The organism is Pseudomonas sp. NFACC42-2, from assembly GCF_900116055.1.
Classification (GTDB): domain Bacteria; phylum Pseudomonadota; class Gammaproteobacteria; order Pseudomonadales; family Pseudomonadaceae; genus Aquipseudomonas; species Aquipseudomonas marginalis.
Genome location: NZ_FOZO01000017.1, coordinates 13,839 through 30,253, shown reverse-complemented (window position 1 = coordinate 30,253; position 16,415 = coordinate 13,839). Strand labels below are relative to the sequence as shown.

11 protein-coding genes and 1 pseudogene are annotated in these 16,415 nt (G+C 63.1%); 4 read left to right on the top strand and 8 right to left on the bottom strand.

Features of this window, described 5'->3' with window-relative positions:
- Window positions 1-6: 6 nt before the first annotated feature.
- From BM416_RS23470 to BM416_RS23450, 5 genes are all read right to left on the bottom strand, one after another.
- The gene (locus tag BM416_RS23470; protein ID WP_092489616.1) at window positions 7-6,195 is read right to left on the bottom strand and encodes a two-partner secretion domain-containing protein; all 6,189 of its coding nucleotides are present in this window, start codon (window positions 6,193-6,195) and stop codon (window positions 7-9) included.
- Window positions 6,196-6,216: 21 nt separating this feature from the next.
- A complete protein-coding gene (locus BM416_RS23465; RefSeq protein WP_092489615.1) occupies window positions 6,217-7,911 on the bottom strand; it encodes a ShlB/FhaC/HecB family hemolysin secretion/activation protein in 1,695 nt (564 codons plus the stop codon).
- A 423-nt stretch (window positions 7,912-8,334) separates the two neighbouring features.
- Entirely contained in the window at window positions 8,335-9,261 is a 927-nt protein-coding gene (locus BM416_RS23460; RefSeq protein ID WP_092489614.1) for a FecR family protein, read from the bottom strand.
- Between the two features lie 37 nt (window positions 9,262-9,298).
- The gene (locus tag BM416_RS23455) at window positions 9,299-9,844 is read right to left on the bottom strand and encodes an RNA polymerase sigma factor (protein WP_027607555.1); all 546 of its coding nucleotides are present in this window, start codon (window positions 9,842-9,844) and stop codon (window positions 9,299-9,301) included.
- A complete protein-coding gene (locus BM416_RS23450; protein ID WP_092489613.1) occupies window positions 9,841-10,485 on the bottom strand; it encodes a secretin and TonB N-terminal domain-containing protein in 645 nt (214 codons plus the stop codon). Before BM416_RS23450 ends, BM416_RS23455 begins: the two co-directional genes overlap by 4 nt.
- Window positions 10,486-10,701: 216 nt before the next feature.
- On the opposite strand from BM416_RS23450, the gene BM416_RS23445 reads away from it, so the two are divergent.
- Window positions 10,702-11,001: a hypothetical protein gene (locus BM416_RS23445; protein ID WP_074846122.1), complete on the top strand. Its 300-nt coding sequence runs from the start codon at window positions 10,702-10,704 to the stop codon at window positions 10,999-11,001.
- A gap of 371 nt (window positions 11,002-11,372) precedes the next feature.
- Here BM416_RS23445 and BM416_RS23440 read toward each other — a convergent pair.
- Window positions 11,373-11,582, bottom strand: a pseudogene (locus tag BM416_RS23440) (NAD(P)-dependent alcohol dehydrogenase); the annotation flags it as partial.
- Window positions 11,583-11,795: 213 nt separating this feature from the next.
- Between BM416_RS23440 and BM416_RS23435 the strand changes: the two are divergent.
- From BM416_RS23435 to BM416_RS23425, 3 genes are all read left to right on the top strand, one after another.
- Window positions 11,796-12,692, top strand: a complete 897-nt coding sequence (locus tag BM416_RS23435; protein WP_092489612.1) for a VOC family protein — start codon at window positions 11,796-11,798, stop codon at window positions 12,690-12,692.
- On the top strand, window positions 12,689-14,080 hold the full coding sequence (locus BM416_RS23430; protein ID WP_092489611.1) for an alginate export family protein: 1,392 nt from the start codon (window positions 12,689-12,691) through the stop codon (window positions 14,078-14,080). Before BM416_RS23435 ends, BM416_RS23430 begins: the two co-directional genes overlap by 4 nt.
- Window positions 14,081-14,169: 89 nt before the next feature.
- Entirely contained in the window at window positions 14,170-14,988 is an 819-nt protein-coding gene (locus BM416_RS23425) for an alpha/beta fold hydrolase (protein ID WP_092489610.1), read from the top strand.
- Between the two features lie 46 nt (window positions 14,989-15,034).
- Here BM416_RS23425 and BM416_RS23420 read toward each other — a convergent pair whose 3' ends face one another.
- Window positions 15,035-15,421, bottom strand: a complete 387-nt coding sequence (locus tag BM416_RS23420) for a DoxX family protein (protein WP_092489609.1) — start codon at window positions 15,419-15,421, stop codon at window positions 15,035-15,037.
- Window positions 15,422-15,500: 79 nt separating this feature from the next.
- Window positions 15,501-16,376, bottom strand: a complete 876-nt coding sequence (locus BM416_RS23415; RefSeq protein WP_092489608.1) for a LysR family transcriptional regulator — start codon at window positions 16,374-16,376, stop codon at window positions 15,501-15,503.
- Window positions 16,377-16,415 lie beyond the last annotated feature (39 nt).

Sequence of the window (16,415 nt, the reverse complement as noted above, 5' to 3'; positions counted from 1 at the left end):
TTATCCTCAACAAGGGTTATTTCCGCAAAACCTAACAGGTGTTGAATTTTTCGCAGCACCCGAGCCCACTGTATTGGCATTGAAATTACCATCTCTCAAATTTTGAATGGCTTGCTGCTTTACTGAATCCGGCAAATTTGAATTTCTGATTGCTGTCTGCGCGTTGGAAACTGCTCCATCCAGCGCATTCGAACCAGGCGTAAACGTTGGAGAAGATGGCACACTTTGAGCACTGCTACGATACTTGTTATCCCACAAAGTGACTTCACCTGTAGCTGAGTTGACAGACACCAGATCTGCGCCGCGCGTACCTATAGCATCGCCGTACCGGACTACCGTTTGATTGGGCAAGGCGGCAACATCATTTGCCAATTTCAACTCGCCGACATAGCCGTTAACCTGGGAGTTAGCAATGTTAGGATTGGAGGAACTCAGCGTTTTTGGCGTGTACTCCAGGCCAGCCACTGGATCAGGTAGACGCGGATCAAGTGGAACACCGTTGCTCACTCGAGGTAAAGCGGCGCCGGTGTCACCTGTCAGGCCCTGCGAGACTTTTGTACCACGCGCCACAGCCCGCCTATAAGCCACCACCCCCGCCGCTGTCCCCACCCCAACCGCCAGCGCAATCTTCAAATTGTCCGCAATGTCCTGCGCCTGAGCGTCGCTCAGTTCCCATTTCGCCTTGAGCGAATCGACCATCGCACCCACCGAGTGCTCGGTCGTGGCGGTCGCTAACATTTCCTGGAATTCGTAGTTGCCGTTGATGAGGTTCTGTACTGCTGCCCGGGCCTCAGGCGAGGCGTCGTCAGCGATATCGCGGATGGCGTTGAGGTTCGCCTGGGTGTTGGCGACTTCCATGGAGCGTGCGGCGCAAGAGTCGGGGTCGGCCTGGCAGCTGACTATCGCGTCAATGTCCTGCTGCAGGCTCAGTTCTATGAATTTGCGCGTCGCGTCTTCGATGCAGGAGGCGTCGGTGCATCGCGTTATCTGCTTGGCGGCTCGCTCCAGTTGGTTGTGTGACAGGTAGTTGTATTGCGTGGCGTTCTTCGCCACCCAACTGCCGGTCTCCAGCTTGGCTGCGTCCGTATCGCTCTGCGCCGCAGCCGCGAGCACGCCGACGATCTGCGAGCTCATGGTGAGCAGGTTGTCGTTGCCCTTGACCAAGTCATCCAGGTGGCCAACCAGCGCTTCGCTCGCCGCCGCAGCCAATGCGCCGGTTTTGAAGTCGCCGCCGGTGGCTTCTGCCAGCAACCCACCGACCATGGCGTGAATCACCACCTTCGGGGCCGAGCCGTCCGCCAGGAGGTTTTTCGTGTAATCCCCGACCAGGTTGAAGCTGGCGGCCGCCAAGGTGTTGAACAAGGCATTTTTCAGCGCGTCACTGACACTGCCGCCCTGCCCCAGGGCTTTGTTCAGCAACACAGAGGTGCCGTTCTGCAGCGCCTGGTTGGCTGCGAACTGGCCGACACCGCTCCAGGTGCCCAGCGAGCCGGATGTAACAATTTTGCCTATGTCGGTATGGGTGTGGGCGCCGGTCCACCGATCGAAATGACCCACCGTCAGCCCGGCAGTGACCGCCGAAATCCCATAGCCCTTGATGGCATCGGACGCCGTCACATCCTTGAGAACCGCACCGAGATTGCCCCGGTTATTGACCACGCTGACGCCGGCATTGGTCGACGCGCCGGTGGCTACCGCACCGACCATGGCGCCGCCGACGCCGCCCCCCGCGGCTGCCGCTGCCATGGGTCCGATGACTGCCGACATCACAATGGCAATGATCATTTGCGAGGCGGGGCCCAGCCCGGAGTGGCTGTACTTGAAGCTGTCGTGGACTTCCCTGACCTGACGCCAGTCCACGTCCCCGCGTTGCTCTGCGTCCTTGAGCCAAGCCAATTGCGGGTCGGCCTTGACCATCGCATCGATGGACTGGGTGACGCTCTGCTGGTTGACCTGCTTGATGTCGATCTTCAAACCGTCGACGGCTTTGATCGCAATGGCGCCCCCGGCAACCAGCTGACTCTGGCGCAGCGTTTCGTCAGTGCTGCCCTTGCCCTTGGATGACACCCAGAATGCGTTGTTGTTGGTCTTCTCGTGGCTCTCCTGATGCAGGCCCTTCACCGCTTCGAAGGTCACCGCTCCACCACTGGTGATGGCGATGTCCGCAGCGCTTTCCAGCCTGGCCCCTTGATAAAGCTGGTCACCGCCGCTGATCAGGTTGAGGTTGCCGCCTGTGGTGACCTGGCTGCCCACCGCGCGCAGGTCGGTGACTTCGTCGCGTTGGGTCTTGAGTGCGCCGAAGCTGCCTTTTTTCTTGTAGTCATACAGGCTGTAGTCGCTGTCATTGGCACTCAGCAGCTGCAACTGCCCACCGGCCACCAGATACGCATCCTTGCCGCTGCGAACCTGACTGGCGTGCAGCACGATGTCTTGCCCCGCGCTGGCGGCGGTGAGCTGGCTGCCCACGTGGCGGACCTGGGTGGTTTGCTCATGGACCCTGGCGCCGTCGCGTTTGCTGTTGACCTCATGATCGGTTTCGTTGGCGGCGGCCAATAGGTGGAGGTTGCCACCGGCGGAGACGGTCAGGTCTTTGCCGGCGTTGGCCTGGCTGGCCAATAGCGTGATGTCGCGCCCGGCGTGCAGGCTCAGGTTACCGGCGGCGTTGAGGTTGGCGCCGAGCTGTTCAGTGCGGCTGTGTTGGGTGACGCGGTGGCCACCGTTTTCCGTGGTGCGGACCTGTTGGGTGTCGGTGACGGCGATGAGGTTGATGTCGCGCCCCGCACTCAGGCTGGCATCGCCAGCGCTGTTGATATCACCACGGTTGGTGATGTCGCGACCGGCATTAAGCGTGAGTTGCTGTCCGGCACTGATCCGGCTGGCGGTGTCGAGATGGGTGACGAGGGTGCCGTCGCCCTGATGCCTGGCGTGGGCGGTGCGTTCGTTGAGGATGTCGCCGCTCACACTGGTGAGATCGATGTGACTGCCACGGATCTCACCGGCCATCGCATTGCGGATACTGTCGCTGGCCAGCAGACTGATGCGTTCACCGGCGCTGATCGTGCCGCCATTGAGCAGGCTGCCATCGCTGATAGCGGTCAGATCCTGCGAGGCTTTCAAGGTGCCCACGCTGACGATATCGCCACCGCTGACCAGGTTGACATCCCGGCCTTGCACCAGGCTGCCGCCCCGCAGGTTATGGGCATCGACCGTTGCCAGGTACAGCACCGGAACCAGCACGTCTTCGCCCTGCACCTGGCGCTTTTCCATCCACACGATGTCGTGGGTCAGGGCCGCCACCTGCTGCGCGGTGAGGCCGACGCCGACACTCAGTTGCAGGCTGTCGCGGGCGCTGAGGCCGTTGTCCATCAGGTAGCGGAACTGTTCCTCGTCGCTCTCCAGCCCGGCGAGAAAGCGTTGCCCGGTCTTCGCCAGCACGGCGTCACGGATCAGGCGGCTTTCGTAGTAGCCGTCGCCCAGGCGTCGCCAGGCTTCGTCGTTGTTGTAGCCGATCTTGTCGAGCAGGTACTGGGAACTGAGAAAGCTGGCAAGGTGGGTGAAGAGTGGATTGGTTTCAATCAGGTAGGGGCTGCCCGGATTCCTGCTGGGGATAAACAGCCCGTATTCACCGCTGGGCAGTTGGAATTCCGGCGGTTGGGTCAGGTCTTCGCTGAGGCGATCAGGGCTCAGTTCGAGGTCGTTGGGGTTGTGGCCTGTTTCGCCCGTCAGTTGCGCCAGGGTGTTTTCACGCAGGGTGCCGTTTTGCAGGTACTCGCTGGCCTGCAGGTTGAGGCTGCCGCCGGCTTGCAGGGTGGCGGCATAGACTGCGCGGCCATCCTCGCGCCAGGTCGTGAGTGTGCCGGGGTTGCTGAAGCCCTCCCCTGTCGAGCGTGCCTTGAGTTCGGCAAAGCGCACCGGGTCGAACGGCGCGTTGTTGAAGGCCGGCAGGTCGTGGAACTCCATCTGGTCCCACAGGGCTTTGTCGATGCGCCCGGGGGTGCCGATGATGGTGCTGGAAGTACCGGTCTGGGAGGCCGCGCCCTGGTTGATAAGGCGGTGGGCGGCGAGGTGCATGTCGCCATTGGCGGCGAGCAGGCTGTAGCGGTTTTCCAGGGTATGCGCGTCGATACTCAGGTGTTTGCCGGCCACCAGTCGCGCGGCCTGGGTGGAGTTGGGCGCGGCGGTTTCGCGCCAGGTTTCGCTGATATAGATGGTGCCGCGCTTGAAGCTGTCGTCGCCGTCGCAGTGCTGGCCGCAGACCCACTGGATGCTGCCGCCGACCAGTTCGCGTTCGAGGGCAAGGTGGGTGCGGGCGTTTTCGAACTCACGGGCGTTGATGTGCAGGTTGCCTTCGGTTTCCACGCTGCCGGAGAGGTTACTGAAGCGCGTGCCAGTGAAACTGAAATCACCGACGCTGTAGAGATCACCTTCGAGGTTGCTGAAATGCTCGCCGCGCACGTGCAGGTCGCCGCCGCTGAACAGCAGGCCGGTGTTGGTGACGTTGGCAGTGAGCAGGAAATGACCTTGGCTGCCGACGCTCCCATGGTTATTCAACTGAGCGGCATTGATCTGCATATGCCGCGCTGCGCTGAGCACGCCGAGGTTGTGCAGTACATCGCGAACGCGCAGTTGGATGTCTTGACCGCTGAGGATCTGGCCGTGGTATTGGGTGAGGTTTGATGCGCTGATGACGGCATCGCCTTTGGCGGCGATGAGGCCGGTGTTCTTCAGATCGCCATCGATCTGCAGTTGCAGATGGTGGTCGCTGAGCAGTTCGCCAGCGTTGGTGAACGTGCCGGCCGCAATACTCAGCTCATTGCCCGCCCCCACGATCTTGCCGCTGTTGTCGACAGTGTCGGCGACCAGGCTCAGATCGCCTTCGGCATGAATCGTCCCGGCGTGGTTGACGGCCTGATGGGCGACAATATCCAGTTCGCGGGCGGTGACGACCTGGCCGTTGTTTCTCAGGGTCTGGCGTGCGTCAACCCTGGCGCTGCCGGCGGCGATCCGGCCGTTGTTATCGAGGCTGCCGCTGGTGATTTCCAGGTGGCCACTGGCGTTGAGTTCGCCCTGGTTATCCAGGCGCTGGGCCTGGATGGCCAGCTGTTTGCCCGCGATACGCCGATCTTCCAGGATGCCACTGACAACCTTGCCCTGGTTGCTGACCGAGGTGCCTTCCACGCTCACATTTGCGGCACTGGCCAGGGTTTGCCGCACCACCAGGTCGCCCCGGGCCTGCAGGTCGACATCCCCCATCGCAAAGGTCGGGCCCTGCAAGTCAATCGACTCGGCCCTGGCAGTGAGTGCGCCGACGCTGGTGGTGTGGGACAGGCTCAGGCCGCCATTGGCGTTGATCACAATGTCGCCGGCGGTGCTGGCCATATCGCCCGCCAGCCTTACGCCTACGCCCTGCTCAGTGCCCACCAGGCGAATCGTCCCGGCGTACATCCCGCCGAGTGCGCTGGCGTCGATGGCCAGTTGCGGTTTGTCCCGGCCATCCTCGGCATGGGCGTGGGCCTGCAAACTGTCGGCGCTGACATCGTTACGGCCGGTGATGACGGTGAGGTGGTCGGCATGCAACTGCGCATTCAGCTTGGCCGTACGGGTAATCAGGTCGAACTGGCTGACATTGCGTGCATTGAGCCCGGCGCCCTCCACTGCAATATCGCCGCCCTCTACGCGAAAGTGATCCAGCCGCCCACCCTCGATCACTGGCTTGCCGGTGGTCAATGTCGCGCGAGGCGTATTGATAAATCCGCAGCCATTGCAGGTGATGCCATGGGGATTGGCGACGATCACCCGCGCGGCCTGCCCGGCCACCTCGGTGTAGCCACCCAAGTGGCTGCGGTTGCCACCGGTGACTTCGTTGAGGATCACGCTGGCGGGTCGCCCTTGCAGGCCTGGGTTGCCGAGGATCACACCCCCCAGCTGGGTGTGTTGCGTGGCCTGGGTGGCGTTGTTGAGGATCAGCCCCTGGCTGCCGACGTTGTAGTCGGTGAACAGGTTATGGGACAGCCCGCTGCCATTGGGCCCGGCGATATTCACCACCGGCACGCCATTGGGTGCATGGCCGACGCTGGTGCCAGGGCTGGCCGGGTCCACGCTCAGCTCTGCGGCGGCGGCAACAATGGGGTTGAGGAAGATAATTCCCGCCAGGCTCAGGGCCAGGCACTGGTGAAACGGGCTGCGCACGTCCATAGGCAAGGTTCCTTGTTGTTATTAGAAAAACAGCTCGATTCGGGCGTAGATCGGGTGTTCGCGGCGCTCAACGATGGCCGGGCGCTCCAGGGAACGGGCGAGCACCAGCGACGCCGCAAGGTGAGTGCCGCGTGCGCTGAACTCCCAGGCATGGCCGGTAAGGCGCCCGGCGACCCCGGGGTTATGCGGGCCGCGGCTGATCACACCGACGTCGTAGCCAAAGCCCACGCCCACTTCGTGCACCCAGGGGCGCAGCGCATCCCAGGCAACCGGTTGGCGCCAGCGCACCTGGCTGCGCCAGTAGCCGCCGCTGTTGCCCGACAGGTTCTGTTGCTGAAACCCGCGCACGGCACCAAGGCCGCCGACGCTCAGGCGTTGTGGTCCATAGAGTTCGTCTTCGGCGTGTTGGCCGGTAGCAAGGCTGTCGACACTCCAGTACTGGCCCAGCCAGCGAAAGGACTGCAAATAGCTGAGGGTCAGGGTGTATTTCTGATAGCGCGAAGTAGGCGCGCCGCGCTGCCTGGAGAGATCGCGCTGGGCGTCCAGGGCACCGATGCCCTGTTGCCAACCGGCATCGAGATTGAGAAAGGCATTGCCGATTCGGCGGCCATGGTTGAAGCCCAGTTGACGCTCAGTGATGCGATGGCTGGAGGTGCGCAGCAACGCGTCTTCCAGGTAGTTGCGGGTGCGCAGGTGGCTCAGGCCCAGGTTAAATGCCGTCTTGCCCAGGTTATCGCGGTGCAGCACGCGTTCGGCGCGCAACTGCTGGCTGGAGGTTTCACCTGACAGCGCAAAGGCAAACCCGGAGAGGTCGTTACGCGTGCGGTAGTAGCTTTGGCCGTGGCTGAAATTGAAGGTCCACCAACCATACGGCAGGCTGTAGAACAGGTTCTGGCTGTGGGAATGGCGCCAGCGGTCGCTGACGGTGTCGCGGTTGGCCCGCAGGTTCAACTGATCCGCCAGGCCCAGGGGGCTGTCCCAGTCCAGGCCGATACCGGCCTGCTGGCGACCGGTGCTGGTATCGCCATGGTTGTTACGGTTGGCCGAGACGCGCCAGGGTTTGAAGCGCTCGCCTTTAAGCGTCACGCGACTGCCGCCCACCGCCTGCCCCGGCAGGACCTCAAGCTGCGGCTGGCGCGAGGGCAAGCGCGACAGCTGATCCACCCATTGCTCCAGCTCACGCAGGTCGAGCACCTCACCCACGGTGCCGGGGAAGGTCATGGCGGACTCCAGCGGGCTGGCCAGCGATGAGCTGTCGAGTCCTTCAAGGCGTCCTTCCACCACAATGATGGTCAGCTCGCCATTTTTCAGGTCCTGCTGCGGCAGGTAGGCGCGGGTGGTGACGTAGCCGCGATGCAGGTAATGATCAGTGAGGCTTTTGAGCACTGCGTTGAGTTGAGGCACCCCCATGCACCGCCCCTGCCAGGGTTCCAGCAGCGTCTGCCGCTGGGCCGCCGACAGCAACACAGCGCCTTCGACATTGATGCGCGTGAGGGTGATGCACTGGCCGTCGTCCAGCGGCGCGGGGGCGGTTGGTGCAGTGATCTGGCCCGGCAGGTGTTGCAGCTCTTCAAGGCGGCGACGCTGTTCCTCCAACACTTTTTGCTGACGTTCGCGGGCCAGTTCACGGTCGCCGGGCGACACGGTGGACGCGGCAAAAAGCGGACCTGAAAGCAGCGCCATCCCCAGCAGCGCAGGTCGGAAAACAGCTGGCATCCCTTCACCCTCACACAGGTACTCAAATGGAAAGAGCACCCATGCTGCCGAGGCTGAAACGCTTAAGGAAAAGAGGAAAAGTTACAAAAAGTTCGGCGTTTTTGACGGCGTCGCCCTGCCTGTCACACAGCCGTTCGAGGACTGTCAGAGGCTTCCGAACAATGTAAGTCGAAGGAAGAAATCGGATAGGCAGTGAGACTTGAAAAGCGTGTTTCCTGGTTTTTTCATACGTCAAAAATCCCTTCCCCTACAAACGAAAGAGAAAATTCAGAGAAGATACGAAAGGAGGTCTGTCAGAGGGGAAAGACCGGTCGCTCAGCCCATGAGCACACAGGCATACCTGAAAGCGACAGGCGTAGAACAACGGGTGATCGCGGCTCTTTTACAGCGTAAAAATCGGAGTTACCCGACGAGCGGCAGGCCTCAACTCAACAACACCACCCCACCCGGCAACTCCGTACACTTGGCCCCATACGCATCCCGAATCAACAACGCCACCCCCGCCAACTGCTGCAGGCTGAACCGCGCCTGGACGCGCCGTTGGCCAAGTTGCTTGTTGAGCAGCACCAGCATCCCTGGGCGGTAGCGGTTGATTTCGTCCACCACCGTGGCCAGGGTGGCGTTGTTGAAGACCAGCACCTGTTCGCGCCAGGCCACGACCGCCTGGGTGTCCACCACCACCGGTTCGCCCAGGCCGGACGCGTCGTAGCTCAGTTGCCGGCCGCTCTCCAGGCGCACGCTGCGCCCGGCCACGGCCACCGACAGCCAACCCTCGATACAGGTCACGCACACCGTGCGGTCGGTGTTGCGCAGATTGAAACGTGCCTGCGCCGCGCTCACCCAGCCTTCGCCCGCCAGCACCTTGAGCGGTTGTGCGGAATGGGCGATCACCTCGACTTCGCCTTCGAGCAATTCAAGCCCCTGGCCCACGCGGCTGACGCGCGTCTGGGTGTTGAGTTCCAGGCTGACGCCGTCGCTTAACAGCACTTGGCGCTGTTCGCCGACTTCGGTGCGATAGTCCGCCGTGAGGCCGGCAAAACCACCGGGGGAGCCGACCTGCACCATCACCACAGCGGCCGATGCGGCAATCGCGCCGCCCAGGAACGCCCGGCGCCCAAAGCTGCGCGGCTGCGAGACTTGCTCAAGCGCCGGGGCCAGTTGCTGCCACATCGCCTTGGCCTGCTCGAACGCCTGGGCATGCTCGGGGCTTTGCGCACACCAGGCCTTGAGCGCCTTGGCATCGGCCACGGTGGCGCGGCCCGAGGTCAGCAGGACCAGCCAGTCGCGGGCTTCATCGTGCAGGGGGCTGGCGGCGGAGTGCCGGGCGGCGGAGAGGCTAAAAATGTTCAAGCGCGCAAATACTCACGGATTTATCAGGGACTCGACTCTAAGACGGTTTTCCGGCCCCGGGACCGAACCGCTGGATCACTTTTCTTTCCAGGCGCTTGGCGCAGTGGCCCAGGGCGGCCTTGATTTCCTTCTCGACCATGCGCGTGGAAATGCCGAAACGCTGAGAGATTTCCAGGTGTGGCGCTTCTTCCAGGCGGGCGGCGATAAGGATCTTGCGGCGGCGGGCCGGCAGTTCGTAGAGCGCCTTGACCAGGGACTGGATTTCTTTCTGGCCGCCCACCACCCGTGACGGGTCCTGGGCTTCGTCGGCGCTTTGCAGCAGTTCTTCCACCTCGCTGCCGGTGAGCAGGCGCGCGTCGGCCTGGCGGCGGTCGGCGGCGATGTTCAAGGCCATGCGGTACAGGTAGGCATTGGGTTGCGCCAGGTTGGGCGGCACTTCCATGCGGTCGACCCGCAGGTAGGTTTCGTGCAGCACATCGTTGGCCAGGTCCTCCGAGCCCAGGCGCTTGCGCAAACGCACCTTGAAGTCGTCGTAGGAGGCCAGGAACAAGCCGACCATCGTACTGTGCCCGGTATTTTTCATCCGCCCCAGGCTCCGTTTGCTGCTGTGCATTCCATGCGCATTCCTGTGGTGTCGGGCATCAAAAGTAAAGTCACCGGTTGACGCAGCGAGCTCGGTGCCGGTCGTTCGACCCGCGTGGTGCCCAGGTTGCGTACCAGTGCTTCATCGCGTTGTTCGTCGCCGGTGGAGCTGACCAACCGACTGTGTTCGATCAGCCCTTGGGGGTTGACCCACACCTGCACCAGCGCGCGGAAACTACCGGGCCGGGTCAGCGGCGAGCGGCACAGGCTGGTCTCGATGGCCTGCTGCAAGGCCGTGGCGTAGCTGTTGTTGATCCGTACGGCGTTGCGTGCCGCCGCACCACGGGTGGCAGGCGGCTGGCTGACCGCGGGCAACTGCAAGGTGAACGCATCATCGCGTGCATAACGCGCCATCAGGCCACTCCCCGTCAGCAACATCGCCAGAGCCTCCTGCGCCGTAAAACGTCCGCGCACACTGATGGAACGCCGGCCCCGCGTCAGTTCGCGGTCGACCAGCACCGCCATTCCGGTGGCGCGGCTGTACGCTTGCAGTGCATGTTCCAGGTCCTGCGCCGGCAGGTTCAACAGCAGCAGCGGTGACTCCGCCTGCGCGACGCGACCACCGGCCAGCAGCAACAGCAAGACCAGGGCGCATACGGCGCGCCTCCAGCCCCCCTGTTCACCCCCTGCTCTGCATCGCTGCACGGCCGACGCGCCCTAGAAAACCGTCATCCTGAGGCCAATTTATGAACCTGATGTTACGGTGATAGCAAAAAAAACATCACGGTGACGAGAGGCCCGCTGCACTAGACTTGCACACCAACCGGCCCACCCCCTCGGGCCCGCCAGGAGGCCTTGATGAAACGCTTACCGCTCCTCGCCAGCCTGTTGCTGTGCGCGGCCCTGCCCTTGCACGCCCACGCCGGCAACTGCGCCGAAGTCTCGGTGGATGGCTACAAGGCGCCCGACTATGGCTGCCTGAGCCAGCAGATGGGCAACGACACGAATGCGGCCAAAGCCGCGAAGAAAAACCGCGAGGCGCAAGGCATTGCCGTGGAAAAACGCCAGCCGAACAAGGTCGGCCTGGCCACCCCGGCGGCGACCAGCGTGCGTATGGGCAATACCTTCGGCACCTCGGTGAAGCCGCAGCGGCCTTGAGTTGTTCGATGACCGTTTGAGCAACACAGCACCCATGTGGGAGGGGCATAGGTCTCTACACAACTTTGTCTAAACGCTGTCCCCCCGGCAGATAGAGCTGTTGTGGTGAGCGGGCTTGCCCAGCGCCGGGCTGCGAAGCAGCCCCAAAACCAGCCCCTACAGAGTGTCTGATATACCGCGTTCTTCTTTCCTGGGGCTGCTTCGCAGCCCAGCGCGGGCGGTGCGACGATTCGACAAGCCCGCTCACCACCACCACCACCACCACCACCACCACCACCACCACCACCACAGTTACAGTGTTCCTCCTTAACTGACTGGCATTAGGGCAAGCCCCCCTCCTACATTGCCCCCAGTGTTTCCCGGAGCAGTTTTCAAGCCGCGTGACTTTCCTTTTTCAAACTGTCCATATCGATCACGAACCGGTACTTCACATCGCCCTTGAGCATGCGCTCATACGCCTCGTTGATGCCCTGGACGTCGATCATCTCCACGTCCGAGACAATCCCGTGCCTGGCGCAGAAGTCGAGCATGTCCTGGGTCTCCTGGATCCCGCCGATCAGCGAACCGGCCAGGCTGCGGCGCTCGAAGGTAAAGGGCTTGAGGGCATCCGTGGCGTTCTGGGCGGCGTAGCTGTAGGTCTTGGCCATTTCGTCCACCTGTGTGATCTGACGGTAGAGGTCAGTGGGCCAGCATAGACGCTGAACCGTTCAACCGAGCACGCCTGTACAATTTCCATCGCCTGCCTGCCCCTAACCTCACGGCTTTCAATCCCGTAGAAGTGCTGGAGAGTGGGCATGGGCAGCAAAGCAATCAAGGTATCTGTGGCATTGACGCTGCTGGCGGGCGCAATGATGGGCAATGCCTTCGCGGCAACCCCGAGCGTGGCCGTGGCGCCGCAATACGACACCAGCCACGTGTATGTGGCCCCGGCGGATGTGGACCGTTTCGCCCAGAGTTTCCTCGCCACCTTTGGCGGCAAGAGCACGCCCCAGGTGGTGGTGAACGTGCTGCCGGTGCCGAGCAGCACCACCTCGCAACTGCTGCAGACGCCGGCGGGCACGGTGTCGCTGTTCGGCTTCACCACGCCGATCCCGCACCCCTTCGGCCAGGAACGCAACGGCTACCTGGTCAAGGACATGGACGCGGCGCTCAACGCCGCGCGGGAAAACGGCGCCGCCGTTATCGTCAGCGACTTCCCGGACCCGATCGGCCGAGACGCCGTGGTGCAATGGCCGGGTGGCGTGAACATGCAGCTCTACTGGCACACCAAGACCCCGGACTACGCGGCGTTCCAGACCGTGCCGGAAAACCGCGTGTACCTGTCCACCGATCGCGCTGACGCCTTTATCAAAGCGTTCCTGGGCTTCTCCCACGGCAAGGTCCTGGCCGATGACAAACACGCACCTGGCGTCGATGTGGGTCAGGCCACTGGCACCTACCGTCGCGTCGATATCGAGTCGCCATTCGGGCGCATGGCGGTGCTGGTCACCAACGGCCACCTGCCCTACCCCTTCGGCCACGAGACCACCGGTTACCAAGTGCCTGACCTGACGGCCACGCTGGGCAAGGCCACGGGCTCCGGCGCCAAGGTCTTGGTGCCGGCCTTTGACAGCAAGGGCCGGCGCAGCGCCGTGGTGGAATTCCCCGGCGGCTACGTCGCGGAAATTCACCAGCTCCACGCCGCAAAATGATTCGCCGCACAGGCTGGGGCCTGGCCGTGCTGTGGCCGCTGCTGGTCGGCAGCGCCCACGCCGACGATCAACCGGCACGCCCGGCCATCAAGACCAACCGCTGGCAGGAGGACTGGTCGGTGCTGCGTGACCCGGCGTTGCGCTCGCAGCCGCTGGACAGCTTGAAGTACATCCCGCTGTCCAGCGCCAACCCGTTCACCTATTTGTCATTGGGGGCGACGCTGCGTGAGCGCTTCGAGATGAACGATGCCAGTGGTTTTGGGGTGAAGGACGTGAAGCGAGATCGCTACCTGATCCAGCGCTTCCAGGTGCACGCCGACCTGCACTTGAACGAACACTGGCGGCTCTTCACCCAACTGGAAGATGTACGCGCCTACGACAAGACCACGGTCGGCGGCGCCGACCAGAACCGCGTCGATCTGCGCCTGGCCTTCGCCGAATACGTCAATGCCTTCGGCAGCGGCACGCTCAAGGCCCGTGTCGGGCGCCAGGACTTCGCCTTCGACTTGCAGCGTTTCATCTCATCGCGGGACGGCCCGAATGTGCGGCAATCCTTCGATGCGCTGTGGGCCGATTGGGAAACGTCCAACTGGCGCTTTATCGGGATTGCCAGCCAGCCGGTGCAGTATCAGGACGAGCGGCACTTCGATGACACATCCAACCGTGACGCGCGCTTCCACATGCTGCGGGTCGAGCGGCTGGTGGGCGGCAAGAATGAGCTGTCGGCCTACTACGGCGTGTACGAACGCAGTGCCGCGCACTATCTGGATGCGGACGGCGATGAAACCCGCCACCTGTTCGACGCACGTCTGGGCGGTGCGGCCCTGGGGTTCGACTGGGACATCGAAGCCATGCTGCAAAGCGGCTCGGTGGGCAGCAAGGATATTCGCGCCTGGGCCGGCGGCAGCCGCACGGGGTACACCTTCGAGAGCCTGGCGTGGAAACCGCGCATCGGCCTGCAACTGGACATTGCCTCGGGCGACCGCAAGACCGGGGACGGTACAGTCGGCACGTTCAACCCGCTGTTCCCCAACGGCTACTATTTTTCCCTGGCCGGCTATACGGGCTACAGCAACCTGATCCACGTCAAACCGTCGATCACCGTCAAGCCCATCGACAAGCTCAGCGTGCAGACCGCCGTCGGCCTGCTGTGGCGCCAGACCACCAGCGACGCGGTGTACACCCAGCCGAACCTGCCGGTCGCCGGCACCGCAGGCCAGGGTGAACGCTGGACCGGTGCCTACGGTCAGTTGCGTACCGACTACGTGTTTACGCCGAACCTCACCGGCGCGGTTGAAGCGGTGCACTACGCGGTCGGCCGCACCTTGCGCGATGCCGGCGGCGATGACAGCAATTACCTGGGGGTCGAGCTCAAGTTCAGTTGGTGACCCCAGGCAAGCACACCCGTACAAGCCCCCGGCCCGGTTTCGGGCAATAGTGAGGCTGGTTTTTCAGTCCCTCAATCAAGGAGTTTTCCATGAGCACATTCGTTGCCAAAGACGGTACCCAGATCTACTTCAAGGATTGGGGCAGCGGTAAGCCCGTGCTGTTCAGCCACGGCTGGCCGCTGGATGCCGACATGTGGGAATACCAGATGGAGTACCTCAGCAGCCGTGGCTTTCGCACCATCGCGTTCGACCGCCGTGGCTTTGGCCGCTCGGACCAGCCCTGGACCGGCAACGACTACGACACCTTCGCCGACGACATCGCGCAGTTGATCGAACACCTGGACCTCAAGGACGTGACCCTGGTGGGCTTCTCCATGGGCGGCGGCGACGTGGCCCGCTACATCGCACGCCACGGCAGCGCACGCGTGGCCGGCCTGGTGCTGTTGGGCGCAGTGACGCCGATCTTCGGCCAGCAGGCGGATTATCCGCAGGGCGTGCCGCTCGACGTATTCGCAGGCTTCAAGGCCGAGCTGCTGAAGGATCGCGCGCAATTCCTCAGCGATTTCAACACGCCGTTCTATGGCATCAACAAAGGCCAGAAGGTCTCCGCTGGCGTGCAGACCCAGACCCTGCAAGTCGCCCTGCTCGCCTCCCTCAAGTCCACGGTCGATTGCGTCACGGCGTTCTCGGAAACCGACTTCCGCCCGGACATGGCCAGGATCGACGTGCCGACCCTGGTGATCCACGGTGACGGCGACCAGATCGTGCCGTTCGAGACCACCGGCAAGGTGGCGGCCGAGATGATCAAGGGCGCCGAGCTGAAAGTGTACAAGGATGCGCCCCACGGTTTTGCCGTGACCCACGCTCAGGCCTTGAATGAAGACCTGCTGGCGTTCCTGAAACGCTGAAACACCCTCTCCTTATTTTGGCCGGGCTCGCCCGGCCTTTTTTTGCTCAGGAGAAACGCTGGCTCAGCACCAGGCGCCCCGGCCCGCTGATCAGCAGCGTGGTGAAAATGATCAACAGCAGCCAGCCGAATTGCCCTTCCAGCAACGTCCACTCCGGATGCACCACCACCATCGCAATCAACAGCACCGCCAGAATCGGCAGGCACGCCAGGCGCACCAGCACCCCGGCGATGATCAGCAGCGGGCACAGCACTTCGGCGAAAATCGCCAGCAGCAAGGTGACATGGGCGCCGAGGTGAAACGGGTCCTCGATCAACTTCAACTGCTCGCTGTAGTTGAGCAACTTGGGCAGCCCATGCACCCACAGCAGGAACAACGCCCCGCTGCCCCGCAGAAACAACAGCCCCAGGTCCTGGTGTCTTGATTCGTTCATATGCGCTCCGGTGGGTTGACACGTTATCGACGTCGATTGTGTCCACGGCGCGGTACGCACGCTTGCAAGCCTGTGCTGACTAATCCCCCGTTCCGGCAAACCCCGCGACGATTTCATCGATCACCGCCCGCACCCGTGCGGTGTGGCGCAGGTCGGCGTGGGTCACCAGCCAGACGTCGTAGGGCAACGGCCGCGTGCGCTCCGGCCACAGGCGCACCAACCCGTCGCGCTCACCGGTGAGGATCGGGATTTCGCCGATGCCGATCCCGGCGGCGATGGAGCGGCGCACCAACAGGCTGGAACTCAGGGCGGCGACGATGCGCCCACGGCCCAGGGGTTCCGAGACCAGGGTCATGTCCTTCTGGGTTTGCAGGTACGGTTGATAGACCACAAGATCATGCCCTTCAAACAGGCTGCCCGGCGCCGGCGTACCCTGGCGATCGATATAGGCCTGGGACGCAAACAACCCCACCGGCCAGCGCGCGAGACGCCGGGCGATCAGGTCGGGGCTGTCCGGGCGGGTGTTGCGCACGGCGATGTCGGTCTCGCGTTTGGCCAGGCTCAGGAACTGGGTAGAAGCGTCGAGCTGCACGCGCACATCCGGGTGCTGGACGTGCAGGCGCGCAATCGCCGGGATCAGGAAGTCGATGGCCAGGGAGTCGGTGGTACTGACCCGTACGGTGCCGGTCAGGCGGTCATCCAGGCCCTGGATCTGGCGCTCCAGATCGAGCGCCGAGCGTTCCATTTTTTCCACCGAGTGCAGGGCGGCCTCGCCGACGGCCGTCAGTGCGTAGCCTTCGGAGGTGCGCAGGAACAGCGTTGCACTCAGGGACTTTTCCAGGGCATTGACCCGCCGGCCCACGGTCGCCTGGTCGACCCCCAATGCCCGTGCGGCACCGCGCAGCGTCGACTCGCGGCAGACCGCCAGGAACACCCGTGCATCATCCCAATTCATGCTGACCCCTTGCGCTGCATATATGCATCACTATGACGT

Bases quoted from the DNA above. Each gene is read 5' to 3' on its own strand.
- BM416_RS23470 (WP_092489616.1), bottom strand. From the start codon at position 6,195: ATGGACGTGCGCAGCCCGTTTCACCAGTGCCTGGCCCTGAGCCTGGCG.
- BM416_RS23465 (WP_092489615.1), bottom strand. From the start codon at position 7,911: ATGCCAGCTGTTTTCCGACCTGCGCTGCTGGGGATGGCGCTGCTTTCA.
- BM416_RS23455 (WP_027607555.1), bottom strand. From the start codon at position 9,844: ATGAAAAATACCGGGCACAGTACGATGGTCGGCTTGTTCCTGGCCTCC.
- BM416_RS23445 (WP_074846122.1), top strand. From the start codon at position 10,702: ATGAAACGCTTACCGCTCCTCGCCAGCCTGTTGCTGTGCGCGGCCCTG.
- BM416_RS23435 (WP_092489612.1), top strand. From the start codon at position 11,796: ATGGGCAGCAAAGCAATCAAGGTATCTGTGGCATTGACGCTGCTGGCG.
- BM416_RS23430 (WP_092489611.1), top strand. From the start codon at position 12,689: ATGATTCGCCGCACAGGCTGGGGCCTGGCCGTGCTGTGGCCGCTGCTG.
- BM416_RS23425 (WP_092489610.1), top strand. From the start codon at position 14,170: ATGAGCACATTCGTTGCCAAAGACGGTACCCAGATCTACTTCAAGGAT.
- BM416_RS23420 (WP_092489609.1), bottom strand. From the start codon at position 15,421: ATGAACGAATCAAGACACCAGGACCTGGGGCTGTTGTTTCTGCGGGGC.
- BM416_RS23415 (WP_092489608.1), bottom strand. From the start codon at position 16,376: ATGAATTGGGATGATGCACGGGTGTTCCTGGCGGTCTGCCGCGAGTCG.